This is a genomic window from Lactiplantibacillus daowaiensis, from assembly GCF_005405085.1.
GTDB lineage: Bacteria > Bacillota > Bacilli > Lactobacillales > Lactobacillaceae > Lactiplantibacillus > Lactiplantibacillus daowaiensis.
Map to the genome: position 1 here is coordinate 76,733 of NZ_BJDJ01000003.1, position 16,801 is coordinate 93,533.

The window sequence follows — 16,801 nt, forward strand, 5'->3', positions numbered from 1 at the left end:
TTAGATGGCAGAAACAAACGACCGTAACGCGCACTTGCGTTCGTTACGGCCAACTTATAATTCAATCACCATGCTTGACGGGCGCCGCTATGGCGGGCGATACTCATTTGATTCCAATCAAGTGTACTCAATTCCAGCGAAGGACTGGGATGACGTATACGACAGCGATGGAAAAAAGAAAGAGATGATCGAACTTATTCAGTGGTACGTTAGCGATCACTTTGCACACCAACTACCGCGCATTCTGGAACTTGAACGCTACTATGACGGCGATGAAAATATTCATTACTGGCGAAGTGGTAAGGGGCCTAAGCAAGCCGATGAGCGGATTACAAGCGGCTACCCGCGTTACATCACCACGATACACGTAGGGTACGAGTTAGCTAATCCGTTAGCTTTTGGCTATTCTAATCCGGAAGACGATGGGGATACTGGTGAGGCGTTGCTTGACCGTATCAAGCTATTTAATCAGCGTAACGATGAGGCCTATCACGACATGGTGATGTTTAAGAACGCCTGTAACACTGGGCGAGCCTATGAGCTAATCTATTGCCCAGAAGGCAGTAGCGAGCCACAGATGGCTCCCATTGACCCTAATCAGGCTTTTGTAGTGTGGTCGGCTGATGTCAAGCCTGTGGAATTGTTTGCCGTGCGTTACTACGCGGTTAACGTGCGTGATGAAACCTCCTATCGAATTGAAGTGTATACCAAGGATCACATCTTTTATTTCAAGGCCGGGGAAGATCCGGCAAGTGGATGGACGCTTGATGATAATGCCGAGCATTTACTTGGTAGCGTGCCGCTGATTGAGTATTCGATCAATGACGAACGTTCTGGCATTTTTGAAACTCAAATGGATAATATCGATGCTTATGACATTGCTAAGTCGGAAATGGCGAACAGTCAAGAAGACTTTAGCAATAGTAAGTTAGTCATTAGCGGGATGATCCAGCACAAGAAACAGCCCATGACCGATGGCAATGGCGACTTTGTTTTTATTGATAATACTAGCGGTCGGTTCACTCATGAGGCTAAGGACAAGAACGGCAAGGATAATAAGCAGGCTGTGCAGAGCCTTGTTGATACGCAAGCCAACACAATGTTTCTTAAGCCTTACATGTATCATGATGCCAACGGAAACAAAATGTTTAGCAGCACTTCTGCACAATATCTTACTAAAGAAGTCAACACGACTGACTGGAAGACCTACACGGATGAAATTAAGCAACAGATTCTCATGGGAACAAACACGCCTGACCTAAGTGATAGTAGCTTTGCGCAGGATCAGACTGGCGAGGCTTTAGCATATAAGCTATGGGGTACCGATCAGGCACAAGCGTCAATGCACGACATCTTTAAGCGCGGTCTAATGGAACGCGTAAAGCTACTGGCGATGCAGTGGGCAATGGCCGGCAAAAAGGATAAAGACCCTAAGCTAGTGAGTCCGCCCGACTACCAAAACGTCACCATTAGCTTTACACCAAACTTGCCTAAGAATGACGATAAGAAGGTTGAATTAATTGGTAAATTACTTGGTACGGGGGCCATTTCTGATGAGACTGGTCAAGATATGGCTGCTGATGTCACTGGCGTGCCTGCGTCCATGGAAAAGCAACGAATGGGCGACCAAAAGAAGCGCGATGGTGGCGATACCGGCAAAATGTTTAAGGGCAGTTTAGCCGACTTCCAAAAGGGAGGCGATGGCGATGCTGACTCAAGCAGCGGAGAAAGCGCGGATTAATGAGTTGTTACGTCTAGATGAGGCTAGCAGCCAAACATTTACCATGTACCAGCAGCAAGCCTTAACGGAGATTAGCGACAATTTACAACGCTTCTATATGCAGTACGCGGATGAAAGTGGATTGTCACTTGCACAGACCCGTCAAGCCGTTAGTCGCTGGGATATTGCACAGTGGCAGCGTGCCATTGACCAGCTTGATATGACTGACTGGGATGACAATGCTAAGTATCTCGCTGGTGAGTACGCTTATCAGGCTGGCTATGACCGCACCCACTTGATGGGGGCCATGGTTGGCATGTCACTGATTAGCATGACGTCAAAGGTTCAACAGCATATCACTGACCGCGTTAAGACGGATGCAGTGGATCAAGAAGAGCATTTGAAACGATTACTAGACGGCCCACCCATTCGCCCGATAGTTAAGTCTAAGCCAGTGAGCATCATCACACAGGACGAAACAACAGCACTGTGGAGTGACAGCCTGTGGCTCAAAAGTGAGTCCATGGCTAATGATGTGCAATCACTAGTCAACTTGCACTTACGGCACGGCATGAGTATAGACGACCTGAAAGGGATGCTAGTACAACACGTCAATCCTAGACAGTTTAGGCCCGGTAAGTCGATTGCCGATCGCATTTCACAAATGGATTACCAAGCGGAGCGGATTTTGCGGACGGAATCAGCGCGGCTAGTTGATGAAGTCAACATGACCACCTACAGTATGCAAGGCGTTATCTGGGTTGACTGGATAGACGAGCCGGGTGCGTGTGAAATGTGTGCAGCCCTTGCTGATGGTGGCCCATATCCTTTAAATGACGTGCCAAGCATTCCCGGTGATACTCACCCCAATTGTAGATGCAGTAAGATACCACACACTCGCTAAGGGTGTTTTTTTTATGCCATTTTTTCGGTTGCTGGCGCTAAAGAACGGCCGATTCAGTGATTCGCACTTAAACCGATATAGTCCACGCGACTTAAAACGGAGGGATACCCATGAAATTAAACTTACAATTCTTTGCTGATCCGGATGACAAGAAGGGCGAGGAAAAGAAACCCAAGGCCAAGGCTTACACGCAAGAAGACGTCAACAAAATGATGGCAGCCAAAGCTAGCGAAGTCGCTAAGGCTCATGAAGATAAATGGTCCAAACAGGCCGATGACCTTAAGGCCAAGTATCTGCGTGAAGGCGAAGAGCGTGCCAAAATGTCGGCTGATGATAAGGCTAAGGCCGAATTAGCTGATCGGCTTAAGGCTTTGGATGACAAGCAAGCCGAACTTGATAAGCGTGACGCTGAACAAAAACGGGAAGCCGCTTTAAACGCCACGCGCACGCTGTTGGTCAACGAAGGCTTACCAGCCAACTTTGCCGCGCAACTGACTGCTGACGATGAACCTACACGCATGAGCAACGTTACGGCGTTTGCTAAGACTTTCAAGAGTGCAGTGGACTCAGAAATTTCTGATCGTGCTAAGGGCAAGGTTAACCCACAAACTGGGGCACCGGCCGGCGGCAATTCCAAGGTTACGCAAGAAGAATTTGACCGCATGGGTATGGAGCAACGAATGGCCCTTTATAAAGAAGATAAGGCGACTTATGAAAAATTGAAAGGAAGTAATAATTAATGTCTACAATTAGCGGGACGATCACAGACTTAGAAGCTAATTTCATTCCAGAAGTTTGGCTTGATTGGGTCTACGAGCGTATCACAGAAACAAACAACTTTTTTAGATCTGGCATTTTAGCCAACGACCCTATTCTAGGTAATCAATTACTTAGTCGGGGTCTTTTTGTTACCATTCCACACACGGCTCATATTGATACCACAATTGAACCACAAGATTGGAATAACAAGCACGATATTACGACTAGCGGGATGGACTCTTTCACCGAAAACGATGTAAAGATGACAGATGCACAATCGTTTGGTAATTCGGACTATGACGATATGGTAACTGGCGCTAAAACATTGGCTCAAATTACTAGTCAATTTACGGATTACTGGTCTGTTGTTGATACCCAACGGCTTTTGCAAGTGCTTAATGCGACATTTTTAAACACTGATATTGCAACAGCCAAGTCTTTTGGCGTTGGCAGTGAAAAGGACTTTGCAGCACTAGACTTTGTAAAGGCTATGGCGCGCATGGGTGACGTTGCGTCTGGTAAGCCTACACAAATGGCTGTTAATTCCGGAACTTATAACTACTTGGTTGCTCAAAACTTAATTGATTTCTTACAACCTAGTGAAGGCGCTATGCCTATTGGCACGTACAACGGTTTGACGATCGTTCAGGATGACCAAGTACCATTGACTAAGGATGGTAAGACTTGTGCTTATCTCTATGGCAGCGGTGCGGTTAACTATGGTGTTGCAACGCCTATCAACGGTGTAACGACTGACCGGGATAACTTAAAGCAAGGTGGGATTTCGGCTATCACCCATAAGCGTGTGACTACAATGCACGTTGCTGGGACGGCTGCTGATATGACGATTGAAGATGATCCGACTAAGTGGAAGTCCGATTTAAAGGATGGCACTAAGGCGCTTTATAAGGCCGCTGATGATGTTCGTAAAATTGGCATCATCAAATACGGATTCACAATTGATAAAGGGTTCGTTGTGCCGGGTGTCAATACAACTGATACCGCTACTACAACACCCAGTGGCACAACACCCAGTGGCACAACAGCAACTAAATAACTAGGAGGGACATGATTGGCGGCAACTAATGAGGACGTAAAGGGCACCTTAAAGATATTTCAAAGTTTAACAGACGAAGAGGTAACTAAGGCGATCAACCGTGCTAACCGTAAGGCGGAGCACGATGGGCTAACTGATGCAGCTCTTGATGATGGCACCGTTGATTATGCCCGCCACTTGCTATTTATTGAACACGCAATGAGTTATGGCCCTGTGCAGTCAGCCGAAACGTTTGGTAATCAGCAAACGAATTTCGACAAGCTAAGTGGCAATGACTCTTTTTTAATCGAATATAACGACCTTGTGGAAGCCTTTGGCAGTGGTGCGAACTGGGGAGATGTTTGGACGGAATGACTGAAATTAATCCGATGCCGCGTATCATACGTGAGCTGGAGCAATTGCAAAGTGCACGGATCGTTGTGGGTGTGCCGCGGTCTGATAATCAGTTAACGATGATTGCACTGGTTCAGGAATATGGCAAGACAATCCGCCCAGTGCATGGCGATTGGTTGGTGATTCCTACTTCAAATGCCCGCAAAATGGGCGTCACACACGCTAGCCAAGTACCCGGCATGTTTAGACCTAAAGGTAAGAATATTCTTGCTATGAAGGATGAAGGTGCCGAGAACGGGCTTAAAGTGATGTTCATTTTGAGAAAAGAAGTACGGATTCCAGCACGGCCTTTTTTACGTCTAACTTATGAGCAAAACCTACAGTTATGGGGCCATTACGCCGCTATCTTAGTAAGCAAAATGATTGCCGGTGACCTAAGTGCTACGGAGGTGCAAACCTTACTGGCTAAACGAATAGTGACAAATATGAAGAGCACCATCCGTTACTTTAGCAAACCGGGCAATGCTCCATTAACTACCGAGGCCAAGGGCTTCAATGATCCACTGATTGACAGCCAAAAGCTGTTAAATTCTATAACTTACTTTTTAGAAGGAGAGATTTAATTATGACTATGAAATTAGGAATTGCAGACGGTACCATCACTAAACCAACGGCGGATGACGCCAAATTTACAGGCGTAGTAGGGGATGACGGCAAATATACGGCTACCATCACCGGCTTAGAAACCGGTGCAGAAGTGGCAGCGGGTACTTACCAAGCCTTTTTCTTTGATGACACCACCAAAGAAGTCTTAGGCGATTACACCAAGCTAGGCGCGTTCACCTATGAAGGTGGCTCAACACCAACCAAAGTTACCACTTCATCAAGTCCTGATGGGGAAAATGTGACGGCTGACCCCAACGCAACTAAGTAGTTAGCCTATGTTCAATAATTTTGACCAGTTTGCCTATGGCTTTGACATGAACGCGGTTCCGATCGAAGTTACGGTGCCCACGGGTGTCAAGCAACGCGATGAGTTAGGGCAACCAATAGATGCACCGCAGCCAGTACAGCACCTTGTGGAACCAATTATCAACAACAACAATCCAAATATCAACTTTCAAATGGTTGGTGGCGGGTCAATTGAGGTCGGCACGGTTATCTGGGTTTCAAAAACAGATAGCTGGCCGGTTGATACACGAGTTGTAGCTAATGGATGCACGTATCACGTCACGGATCATGGGCAAGACTTTGGTGCAGAGCTGACGTACTACCAGCTTAAGGAGGCGGCGAAGAATTAGCGATAACATTTTCAATGACGTTGAGCGAAACTTGATTGCGCAAATCAAGAAGTACCGGCCTAGCTTGGTCGTGTCTGATGCTGACGTTGTTGGTGAAGCACCGGACTTTCCTTATGTTGAATACGATCAATATATGGACCCGATCAGTGAAACATTTGAGGCTATGGAAAATGATCCCGTGACAATCGGGATTCAACTGAAAGCCTTATCTAATGTCAAGAATGAAGCTAAAGAGATAGCCTACTGGATGTCTAAGCTTTATCGCGAACAACAGCCAGCCTATGAGTTGGAGCAAAACGGAATAGTGATACAAGAAGCCACGATGTTACCGCCCACCACGGACGATTTAACAGCGGGCTTTATTTTTACTTCCGGCGTTGACTTGCGAGTTGAAATTATTGATGGCTTCACTGATGACACGCAACCGGGACAAATTGGGTCGGTTGATGTGTTGATGACTAAAGACACAAAGGAGGAATAAATTAATGTCGATTAAGGTTAAACATGAATCTGACGTGAATTTGACAATCAATATTTTGCGCCCGGATACAAGCCTTGGTACGCCCTTGATTGAAATTTTCACCAAGGGAGACAAGCCAACCGGTGTATACGGCGATACTGATACACTTGCCGAAGATTATGACGAAACGACCGAGGTATACAAGAAGGCGGCCGCTATGTGGGAACTTGACAGCTATACCGCACCAATTGAGGTGGTTAGCGTTCCCACAGCTTCACGACACACCCCAGTGGTGAGCGTGGATAAGGATGGTGTTGTAACAGCGACTGACACCATCGAACTAGGAATCGTGACGGGGGCTAAGAACCATCTCTATGATGGTGCCCTATACGTTCTTTTGGACGATAGTTTTACATCCGATGAGGTTATTGCCTTGTCGGATTTTTTGTATGACCAACAACGCTTAATGCTAATTGTAAAGGTTGCAAGCATTGACGAATTAAAGCCGTTAGCTGCTCACGTATCAGCTTATCAAGCCGCAACCAATGTTTTAAGCAATACGGCGGCCATGGTAGTGCCACAAGTAGGCAATTACTCACTTGACCAAGCGGCAGCTTATGCGGCGTCTAACGTGCCTACCGACTGGCAACACATTGGTGGCGCCACGTTGACGGAATTCGATCCAAACAGTGGCTTGACGATTGACGACAGTGCTGATATTCAAGCTTTACGCGGGATGACGGTAGTTAACAAGTCCGGCGACAACATGCTTTTGAATGGTATGGCGTTGGGCAATAACTACATTGACCAATTTGTACACACCATGCTTGTTGGTGATGCGATCGAAACCGCAATTCAAAAGTATTTAAATCATCATAATTTTCCAAACTATGACGATAACACGATCAACGAGCTTAAAGAAACCATCTTATCAGTAACCGATGGCTATTTAACGCAGGGCGTCTTAGAAGCACAGTCTGACGGCACTAGTGCCATTATCAGCGTGCCTAAGCGTGCCAACGTATCAAATGCGGATGTGGCTAACCGGAAGTTGAAAAACATCACGATTAACACCACCACGGCGGATGACGTTGACACAGTTGACGGCAAGTTAAACGTCACATTATAAAAGGAGGCTTACTAAATGCCAGTAGATTCAAACGGGAAAACTTTCGACCTTAGTGCGGCCCGCTATATGCAAACTTACTTGACCTTTCACAGTCAATCACTTTTGCTAACCGGGTTTCAAAAAGGGGAAAAACTGAACGTGGCGCCAACTGGGGATATTGTCACCGTTCAACAGACTTTTGAAGGCGATGGGATGTTCTTTATCAGCGATGACCATACTGGGAACGTCAACTTAACGACAGTGCCTAGTTCCCATATCAACAACTTATTTCAGTATTTGCTTGATTTTATGAACAGCGCTGATATTTCAGATCCTTCACAAGACCCAACTTTTATGTTGAAGAGTATCAACCGACTAACCGGACGAGTTATTCATGCTGAAAATTGTCTGTTCTCTGGACAGCCACAAGAACAGGACAATGACGGTGCAAATACACTCGCATGGAAAGCTCTTTCAGGCAACTGTTTTGTTACCCGTCCTACACCAGATGAAATTGCATTGCTTCAATAAAATGCGCAGCGACCTTACTTGTCAAAGGGTAAGGCCGCATTGTTTTACTAAAAAATTCAAAGGAGTTCTAACTTATGAGTGAAGAACAAAATAAACATACTGAAACAGCACCAAAGCCAAATCTAATTGCTGAAATGGCTGGCGCCCAAGTCGAACGTACAGTGAAGTACAAGGATGAAAACAATAAGGACGCCACACGGAAAATCACGGTTACCAATCCCGATATTGGCCCATCTATGGAAATCATGGATTTAGCCAATGTGGGCAATGATGAAGCCAACTATGGTCAGTTGTTTGGACGTATCATGTCTGATGTGATCGCGGCCCCAGTCATGGACTATAAGACGCTTAATGATGACTTACCAGATAAGTACAAGTCAAAAACGGTCACTAAGAAGAATAAACGCGGCGACACCGTACAGTTGCAATTAGTATTCCCCGGTTTCCAAACCGCAATTGACATTGTGATGGATGCTAACCGGCCATCCGGTGCCAGTAATATTTATGGAACACTTACCACGCTTGATAAAGAAGTGTTCCGGAAGGGTACTGACAAGTTGGTTGTTCGTGAAAGCTATTGGAATGCTGGCGGCGAAGGCTATGGCTTGGGCGGTGAAGCGATCAAAGAAGGTCTTGAATTCTTAACTGATGCTATTAGCTATAAAGGTAACTTCCAAGCCCTATTAGAAGGGTACCGATTTCTTCAGAACTTGCTATAGCGATAAGCATATAAAGTCTTACTTTCACACTGACGATGCTGACAGTGAAAGCGGGATTGATGACGAGACACTAAAGAATCTTAGCAAAGAAATGTTTGATTTGATGACCCCGGTAATCTGGGGGATTTGTAACCGAGAGGACTTAGCAAAAATGAGCCGTGATGAATTCATGCTAGCAAGTAGAGTTGCCAACATGAAGAAAGAAGGGCTTTTTGATTTGATTAAAAATGCGGTTCACGCCGGCATTTATGAAGCTTTTGAAGGAGGGAAAGAGGGTAATAAGTAATGACGGAAATTAGAGCGGCAGATATTGGGATTGGTTTTAATCTTCCTGATATTGATAAGTTTAAGCAGCTTAATCGGTCGATCAATCAGTTAATCAAACGTGGCGATGATATAACCGCGCTGGGGCCAAAGTTTAAAACGCTTTTTAGTGAATTTGACCAAGGCACGGTTACCCGTGTTAACTCGGTCTCGGATTCACTAGACGGCATTAACCGCGCGATTAAGGGCTTAACCACATCTTCAAATAGCTTTAAAAGTACGTCAAAAGATACTTTTGAATCGTTCCGGCGTGCTAGTCAAGAATCAACCGAGGGTGTCACACGCGAGCAACGTAAGTATCAAGATTCCCTAAATGAAAGCCGCCGCTACGTAAAGAGCCTTTCAGATTCTAACCGAGCCTATGTTGATCGGCTTAAGGCTGAGGGAAATCAGGAACAGCTAACTGCTGCTAAGGTCGATGGCTTAAAGCGTAGTCATGGCGGTCTGATTGACCTACTTAAGAAAGAAAAGGCCTATCTAAATCAGGTTGAAAACGCCAGCGGGAAGAGTTCCAGCGCCTACAATGAGCAGGCCACACGGGTTAACAAGCTACGGACTCAGATAGCCAAGAACAACGCTGAGCTTAGTAAGTCAGAACGATCCATGTCGCGAGCTGCTACTAAGAGCGACCGGTTAAATAGCCGTGGCAAAAAACTAAGCGATACTTTTAATAACGTTCAAAGTTCGTTAGCCGCCGCTGTTCCGGCTGTGCTTGCAATCGGAGCCGCTTTTAAAAAGTCTGCTGATGAAGCAACCGAACTTCAAAACAACTACACCACGATCAAGAACCTTTTAAATACTGGTGGTGAGTCAGAAGCCGAGTCTAAACGCGAAACTAAGGCCATGGAAAAGGAAAACAACGGCTTTGCATTAAAGTACGGTGTTTCGCCTATTGACATGTCTAAGGGTGGCGAAGAACTTATCCGGCGTGGCTATAACGGTAAGCAAGAACTGGCTTCACACAAGTCATTCTTGCAAGCCGCACGGGCTTCCGGAGACGATTATGGTTCTGTTGTTAATTACGGTGCGAGTGCCTTAGAAAAGTTTGGCTATAAGACTAAGGCCGGCGACAGCATTAAGAAAATGCGTCAGTATACCAACAGTGTACTTAACAAAATGGCCTATGGTGCCGATGCCACCGCCACTGATTTCACGGGGATGGGGAACGCGCTGAATATGGCGGGTGCAACGAGTCACTCAACCCACCAAACGCTATCTGATACGGTTTCAGAACTTGGCGTGATGAGTAATAATGGGCTGGATGGGACGTTGGCAGGTACAGGATTGCGAAAGGTTTTAAACGCCTTTGCGTCACCTTATACGTCACTTAAATCCCGTCAAGGGCAAGCGATTAAAGAGTACGGCATTGATACCAAAAAGTTTTACGACAAGAAACATAATCTTAAATCTTTACCAGACTTACTAGATTATTTAAACGGCCGAACAAAAGGCTTATCGGACTCGCAAAAACTTAAATTCCAAAACAAATTTTTCGGGGCTACCGGGCAAGAAGCCGGTAATTTCTTGATGGGGAATACGAAGCAAATTCGTAGTCTTAGCAAAAAAGTAGACGGTGCCGAGAATCAAAAAGGCGGCGGATACATTGCCAACCTGTCTAAGAAAAATATGAAGTCTTGGAAGAATCAACTGGCAGTTACCAAGCAGTATCTGGATCAGTTTGGGCGGCAGTTTGCCGTTAAAATCATGCCGGCCGTTACTAAGTTGCTAGGAATTGTAAACAAGGTTCTTAAGGCTATCAGCAAGTGGCCTAGCGGCGTGAAAACGTTCGTTGGGTCGCTGGTGGCTGTCTCAACCGCCATAGCTGGGATTGTCACAAGCTTAGCGGTTGTTCGCAAGGCTAAGGCACTGCTATTTGGTAAGGGTGGTGCCAAAGCAGGCGAAAAGGTCGCAACAGACGCCACTGAGGCAGTGACCGGTAAAGAAAGCGCCACTATTTTTGGTGATGGACTCAAAGCACTCAAAGGTGGCGGCAAACGTGGCTTATCAAAGCTACTTAACTTTAACTCCGACAAGGGTATTTTTACCGGTATCAAGAATAACCGTAGCTTACTAGGCGGCGGATCAAAAAATATTTTTGCCGGTTCTAAGGCACTATTTAAGTCTGGCGGCTTAAAGGCCGTTATGGGTGATAGTGCTAAAGGGCTACTTAAAACGGGTGCACGTGGGCTGCTATCGGCTACGCCACTTGATGCTGTGCTATCAGCAACCGAACTTATCGGCATGAACAAAAAAAATGCCGGTACAAAGATTGGCCGTGCCGGTGGATCATTTGCCGGTGGGGCTGCTGGTGCCGCGATTGGTACGGCAATTCTTCCGGGAATTGGTACCATCTTAGGTGGCATTGGCGGGACAATGCTGGGTACTAAGCTAGGTGGCAAACTTGGCAAGGGTATTCAAAAAGCGATGCCGGGCGTTAAAAGGTCAATGGGCAAGCTATTCACTGGCAAGTTCGGTTGGGAAAAATCAATAGGTAAAGCCTTAAGTAGCGCGTTTAGCAATACCGGTAAGTTCTTTACCGGTAAGCTTGGCTGGGAGAAGTCACTAAGTAAATCCATTAACAGTGCAACTAAGAGTGTCAGCAAGTTCTTTGCACCGATGGTTAAGAAATTTCAAGATGTCTTTAAAACTATTAAGGGCGTCATTAAAAAGTTCACTAGAGGCTTAGTTACGGCCTTAGTTGTCCCGATTGCGTTAGTAGTCTGGCTAGGAATTAAGGCATGGCAGAAGTTTAGTGGCCCAGTTAAGAAAGCCTTATCACCAGTCACCAAGTTTATTTCAAAAGAATTTAATTCGATGAAAAAGACGATTAGTGGCGTTTGGAAATGGGTCACTAAAACAACAAGCTCAGTCTGGAAAGGCTTTAAGAAGAACGTTGTTAATCCAGTTCAACAAGTTGGTTCGGCAGTTGGCAAGTGGATCGGCAAGAAGGTTGTTGGCACTGTTTCCGGTGCATGGAATGACGTTAAGAGTGGAACTAAAGCCGCATGGAATTTAGTCAAGAAATACGTTGTTAATCCCGTCAAAGATGTTTATTCCGCAGTTAATAAATGGATTGTCAAACAAGTTGTTGATCGTGTTAAAGACGCGTGGGATGACATTAAAAGCGACACTAAAGCCGCATGGAACCTTATCAAGAAATATACCGTTAATCCTATCAAGGACGCTTATGACAAGGTAACGGACATTATGGGCGACCTTAAGAAAGGTATCTCCGATAAAGTCGATGACATTAAAGACAAGTGGGATAAAACTTGGCAAGCCATGGGCGATAAAATCGGGTCTATCTGGGACTCGGTTAAGAAACATACTTCTAAAGGCCTTAACGATGTTATAGGCGTCATCAACACCGGTATTGGTGGTATTAACACGGTTGTGCATTCTTTTGGTGGCTCAAAGTCAGCAATTGAAAAGATTCCAAAGGCCAACTTTGCGACTGGTACCGGTGTCTTTAGTAACCAGCGCCGGGCAATCACTAAGCCAACACTTGCCACTTTAAATGACGGTTTTGACTCGCCCGAAACGGGTAATCGTGAAATGCTGATTCATCCAAACGGAGCAAGCGAGTTGATTAGTGGGCGTAACGTGCAGCGGTTCTTAGAACCCGGTGCTGAGGTCTTAAGCGCGACTGAAACCAAGTTTGCCATGGGCCACTTTAAAAAAGGTACTGGGTTGTTTTCCGGTGTCTCCAAAGCCGTTAAGGGTGCTGTTAGTTTTGCTGGCAATGCCTTTAATAGTGTGACCAGCAAGCTTAAGACGATTAAAAAAGTAATCGCTAACCCGTCCGGATTCCTTTCCGGACTTCTAAAGAAGCCCACTGGTGACAGCGATGTCATGAAGCAATTTGCCAGTGGATTCTATAAGAAGATGAAGGGCCAAGCTTCCGATTGGTGGAGTCAGCTTTGGTCAATGGCGTCCGGTGCGCTTGATGACTCCGGATCATCTTCCGGTTTACTGGCAGCAATGCAGAAATATGGTGAAGGTCACAAGTATGTATGGGGTGCCACTGGCCCGGACACGTTTGATTGTTCCGGGTTGGTTCAATACGCCTTACAACATGCGTTTGGCATTAGCTACCCACATTATTCCGGTGCACAAATTTCCAAGGCTAAGAGCGTTAGCCGCGGTGATGCTAAGCCGGGTGACTTAATCGGTAATGGTGAGCATATCGGTGTCTATGCCGGTAATGGAAATTATTACTCCGCAATGTCTGACAAGTCACATCCTAATATAGGTATGTCACCAGTTTCAACGTTCCCAGGCACGCCGCGTTATGGACGTGTTCCGGGTGTTACTGAAAAGGATAAAAGTTCCAAGAAGTCCGGTAAAGCCTCTAAGGGGCTTAGCGGGCTTATTAGTCGTGAAACCGGCGGCATGATGGCATGGATCAAGAAATTCTTAGCGCCTAAAGTTTCCGCTGCTGGTAACCCCGGCGGTGCTGGGGTCGAACGGTGGAAACCTTACGTTAAGAAGAACTTGGCAGCCTTACACCTATCAACATCCGACAGCATGATCGCCAAGGTCTTGCGGCAAATTAATACAGAATCCGGTGGCAATCCTAAAGCTATTGGTGGTACTGATGGGCTAAGCGATGGGCGCGCTATGGGGCTGATGCAAGTCAAGCCTGGCACGTTTGCGGCTTACGGCAAGAATAGCCTTGGTAAGTGGGATAACGGTAACGCGTCAATTTATGCCGGGTTAAATTACGCCAAGCATAGATATGGATCAGATTTATCTTTCCTTGGTAACGGTCACGGTTATGCCAAGGGTGGCGATGTTCCCGCCGGCCAGCTTTCAGTAGTTGGTGAAAAAGGTTGGGAACTGATCGCACCTAAGCAAAGTAGCCACGTTTTTGACCACAAGACTTCTAAGAAGATTCTTAGTGGCAAGGGTGGCGGCAGTACCACAATTAAGGTTACTGGATCGCCTGTAAGTATTACCGTTCAGGGTAGTGTTGACGACAAAGCGATTGCGGACATGCAGGACGCCTTTAATGAATCGAACGATAATTTAATCGATAAGATCCGTGAATTAATGGGGTCTAACGAAGATGGCGGATTAGCAATTTAGAAGGGAAGAAGGTCAATGAGATGGCAAAAACCACCACCAAGAAAAAGGTGGTCTCACTAAAGGGACGCAGCGAGGCTTGGTTATCCAAAGAGAGTGGCAAGAAAGCGGCGATCGTTGAGCAAGACGCAACGCAGATCGCTAAGCTTAGAACCACGATGAATAACCAGAAAAAGATCATGGATACTGCTGATGATTTCTTAAAGAAGACTAATGGCTACAACAGCCAGAAGGAAGCCTACGATGCCGTAGCTACACAGCTCAAGGCTGAACGGGCTAAGCTGGCAAAGGCCAAGTCGAAGGATAAAAAATCCATCAATGCGAAGATCAAAAGTCTTCAAAAACAGCAAACGAGTATCGCAACGACAATCAAAAATATTTCTAATTCCGCTGAGTATAAGAGCCAGTGGAATAAGCGTAAAGCGGCCAAGCTAAAAGGTGAGCAGGCGGCGCAAACTCTTATCGCTAAGCAAGCAAAAAAGGCTAAGGATAAAGATACCGCGGCCAAGTACAAAAAGGCGCTTAACGATAAAAAAGCGGCCGCTCATAAGAAGCTGGTTAAAAAGAATAGCGCCGCCATCCAAAAGAAAATTAAAGCCTCTAAGAAAGCTAAGGGCTGGAATAAAGGTTATACAACCGCAGTTTATCGCGCAGACAAGAAAACGTCGCGCGTTTTTCTTTTGGGCGAGGTTTCACCGTCTGAGTCGGTCGAACAAAATCATGTTACCCATTCGGTTGATGCTAAAGATACACGGATTACACACGGTAACCGTAGCAGTAAGCAATTGTCTGGAACTTATTATTTACACGGTAAATCATTCCGAGAAATGGATAAGCTTTATAACATTTTTCAAGGTTGGCAACGAAAAAATATTGAGCTTGAAGTCCGTGGGTTCTCGCGGTGGAATCACGCTTATATATCATCCATTGGTAAAACTATGGATGCGCCTTTGAAAAATGTGTTAGCCATTCCGATCACTTTCGATTATGAAATGCGTGCTCACATTAAGTCAGCCAAAAAGTCTAAGAAGAAGACTAAAGCTAGCGCGTCCAAGAAAAGGGGCAGCACTAAATCGAAGAAAGCATATGTCACTATCAAATCGGGCATGACTTACTGGTGGATTTCTCAAAAGTATGGTGTTTCAATTTCGTGGCTTGAGAAAAACAACAAGTGGCCGGCGCGGGCCATCCCAATTGGTGTGAAAGTGAGGTACAAGTAAATGGCTTTACGGGACACGATTGAAGTTGTGCCGGATGACATGCCTTATAGCCAAGAGATCACACTTGATAGTGGGGTCTATTTTTTTACCTTCCAGTACAACAAAATCGACCAACAATTCACGATAGATATTGCAGACCTTGAGGGTAATGACATCAAGACGGGCATTGTCGTCATGGCAGGCCAACCACTATGGACGGTCAACAAACCGGGCTTGCCGGCTGAAACAATTATCCCGATGGATGAATCTGGAAATGAAACCGAAGTTACGTTTGGCAACTTTGGCGACACGATGAACTTAGCAATTGACGGGTCGGAAGGTGATTTAAGTGACACTTAAAGTTAAAACTGAGGGCGATTATTTCGGATATAAAACTTCTGTCACAATCACCCATAATAACGAAACGTTGACTTTTGCCACGGCTAATCACGTTGATATGGACTATGAGGTCACAAGCACGGACACCGGTGAACCCGGTACGTGTATTGTGACCTTTTATAACATATCAAAAGGCCACCGCGCGAAAATCCATAAAAACGATCACTTGGTACTTAAGACTGGGCCAACCACGCTTTATGGGAAGTTAACGGCTGGTAGTATTACAAAAATCAGCCCGGAAACCAACAATGACGGCGATTATAGCTTTCAGATCACATTTACTGAGGGTGGCGACTACTCTAAAGATAAAAAAATTTACAGTAGCTTTAACGGGTCAAAATTAGTCAAGAAAACCGTCAAGGAAAGTAATGGGAAAACAGTTAGTTATACGGTCAAGAAGACCAAGAAACTTAACATCACCTTTGCAAAAGGCACGCACGCCAGTCAAATAATTAGGCGGATCATGCGTGATACCGGCATGAAAATAACGCCGCTTGATTTAAAGCATAACAAGGTTTTTAAAAAGGGCTACACACTATCTGCTAAGCCGCTTAATGCGGTCAAAGCCTTGGCTAAAGAGTGTGGCAGTAAGTGCTATGTACGTGGCGATCACTTGGTTATTGAGGACGGTTCTAAGCCTAATCCTTACAACGAGCATATCTATTTTGATCGTGCCAATGGGTTGCTTAGCGAGCCAACGCTTAATGATAACGATAGCGGCAAGAAAACATACGCGTTAGAAGCCGCCGAAGATCCTCGCGTTTATGCCGGTTCAGCAATCTATGTTAAGTCGGAAGCTATTACAGGGCTAAAGCGCGTTGCGAGCGTGACACACAGCAAAGCGGATGCTGATTACAAGATGGAGGTGACTATTTACGGCTAAGAAGAAGAGTAAAGTTGTT

The 16,801-nt window shown here is 45.6% G+C and carries 17 protein-coding genes; all 17 read left to right on the plus strand.

All coding sequences use genetic code 11. The annotated features are described in order from the left end of the window. The first annotated feature begins 4 nt into the window (after positions 1–4). Complete coding sequence (locus tag FFM75_RS02990; protein ID WP_137627712.1) at positions 5–1,741, plus strand: phage portal protein; 1,737 nt, start codon at positions 5–7, stop codon at positions 1,739–1,741. Then, positions 1,707–2,624, plus strand: coding sequence for a structural protein (locus tag FFM75_RS02995; RefSeq protein ID WP_137627713.1), 918 nt, complete (start codon positions 1,707–1,709; stop codon positions 2,622–2,624). Before FFM75_RS02990 ends, FFM75_RS02995 begins: the two co-directional genes overlap by 35 nt. A 110-nt stretch (positions 2,625–2,734) precedes the next feature. Further along, positions 2,735–3,364, plus strand: a complete 630-nt coding sequence (locus tag FFM75_RS03000) for a capsid assembly scaffolding protein Gp46 family protein (RefSeq protein ID WP_137627714.1) — start codon at positions 2,735–2,737, stop codon at positions 3,362–3,364. After that, entirely contained in the window at positions 3,364–4,440 is a 1,077-nt protein-coding gene (locus FFM75_RS03005; protein WP_137627715.1) for a phage capsid protein, read from the plus strand. Before FFM75_RS03000 ends, FFM75_RS03005 begins: the two co-directional genes overlap by 1 nt. 15 nt (positions 4,441–4,455) lie before the next feature. Further along, on the plus strand, positions 4,456–4,794 hold the full coding sequence (locus FFM75_RS03010; RefSeq protein WP_137627716.1) for a hypothetical protein: 339 nt from the start codon (positions 4,456–4,458) through the stop codon (positions 4,792–4,794). Then, complete coding sequence (locus tag FFM75_RS03015; protein WP_137627717.1) at positions 4,791–5,396, plus strand: hypothetical protein; 606 nt, start codon at positions 4,791–4,793, stop codon at positions 5,394–5,396. The genes FFM75_RS03010 and FFM75_RS03015 overlap by 4 nt, the downstream gene beginning before the upstream one ends. Before the next feature lie 2 nt (positions 5,397–5,398). Further along, positions 5,399–5,707, plus strand: a complete 309-nt coding sequence (locus tag FFM75_RS03020) for a hypothetical protein (RefSeq protein WP_137627718.1) — start codon at positions 5,399–5,401, stop codon at positions 5,705–5,707. A gap of 7 nt (positions 5,708–5,714) precedes the next feature. Next, positions 5,715–6,074 (plus strand): hypothetical protein, encoded by a 360-nt coding sequence (locus tag FFM75_RS03025; protein ID WP_137627719.1) that lies wholly within the window; start codon positions 5,715–5,717, stop codon positions 6,072–6,074. 7 nt (positions 6,075–6,081) lie between these two features. Continuing rightward, positions 6,082–6,555, plus strand: coding sequence for a phage neck terminator protein (locus FFM75_RS03030; protein WP_379831790.1), 474 nt, complete (start codon positions 6,082–6,084; stop codon positions 6,553–6,555). A 4-nt stretch (positions 6,556–6,559) separates the two neighbouring features. Beyond that, positions 6,560–7,663, plus strand: a complete 1,104-nt coding sequence (locus FFM75_RS03035; RefSeq protein ID WP_137627721.1) for a hypothetical protein — start codon at positions 6,560–6,562, stop codon at positions 7,661–7,663. Positions 7,664–7,678: 15 nt separating this feature from the next. Then, positions 7,679–8,173 carry a hypothetical protein gene (locus FFM75_RS03040; protein WP_137627722.1) on the plus strand — a complete coding sequence of 165 codons (495 nt, stop codon included), beginning with the start codon at positions 7,679–7,681 and terminating at the stop codon, positions 8,171–8,173. Between the two features lie 74 nt (positions 8,174–8,247). Beyond that, complete coding sequence (locus tag FFM75_RS03045) at positions 8,248–8,892, plus strand: hypothetical protein (protein WP_137627723.1); 645 nt, start codon at positions 8,248–8,250, stop codon at positions 8,890–8,892. A 151-nt stretch (positions 8,893–9,043) separates the two neighbouring features. Further along, on the plus strand, positions 9,044–9,178 hold the full coding sequence (locus FFM75_RS14120) for a hypothetical protein (RefSeq protein ID WP_263390547.1): 135 nt from the start codon (positions 9,044–9,046) through the stop codon (positions 9,176–9,178). Further along, positions 9,178–14,304: a phage tail tape measure protein gene (locus FFM75_RS03050; RefSeq protein WP_137627724.1), complete on the plus strand. Its 5,127-nt coding sequence runs from the start codon at positions 9,178–9,180 to the stop codon at positions 14,302–14,304. Before FFM75_RS14120 ends, FFM75_RS03050 begins: the two co-directional genes overlap by 1 nt. 20 nt (positions 14,305–14,324) lie before the next feature. Then, positions 14,325–15,521: a LysM peptidoglycan-binding domain-containing protein gene (locus FFM75_RS03055; RefSeq protein WP_137627725.1), complete on the plus strand. Its 1,197-nt coding sequence runs from the start codon at positions 14,325–14,327 to the stop codon at positions 15,519–15,521. Further along, entirely contained in the window at positions 15,522–15,860 is a 339-nt protein-coding gene (locus FFM75_RS03060; RefSeq protein ID WP_137627726.1) for a phage baseplate plug family protein, read from the plus strand. Then, positions 15,850–16,782 carry a hypothetical protein gene (locus FFM75_RS03065; RefSeq protein WP_137627727.1) on the plus strand — a complete coding sequence of 311 codons (933 nt, stop codon included), beginning with the start codon at positions 15,850–15,852 and terminating at the stop codon, positions 16,780–16,782. Before FFM75_RS03060 ends, FFM75_RS03065 begins: the two co-directional genes overlap by 11 nt. Positions 16,783–16,801: the final 19 nt, after the last annotated feature.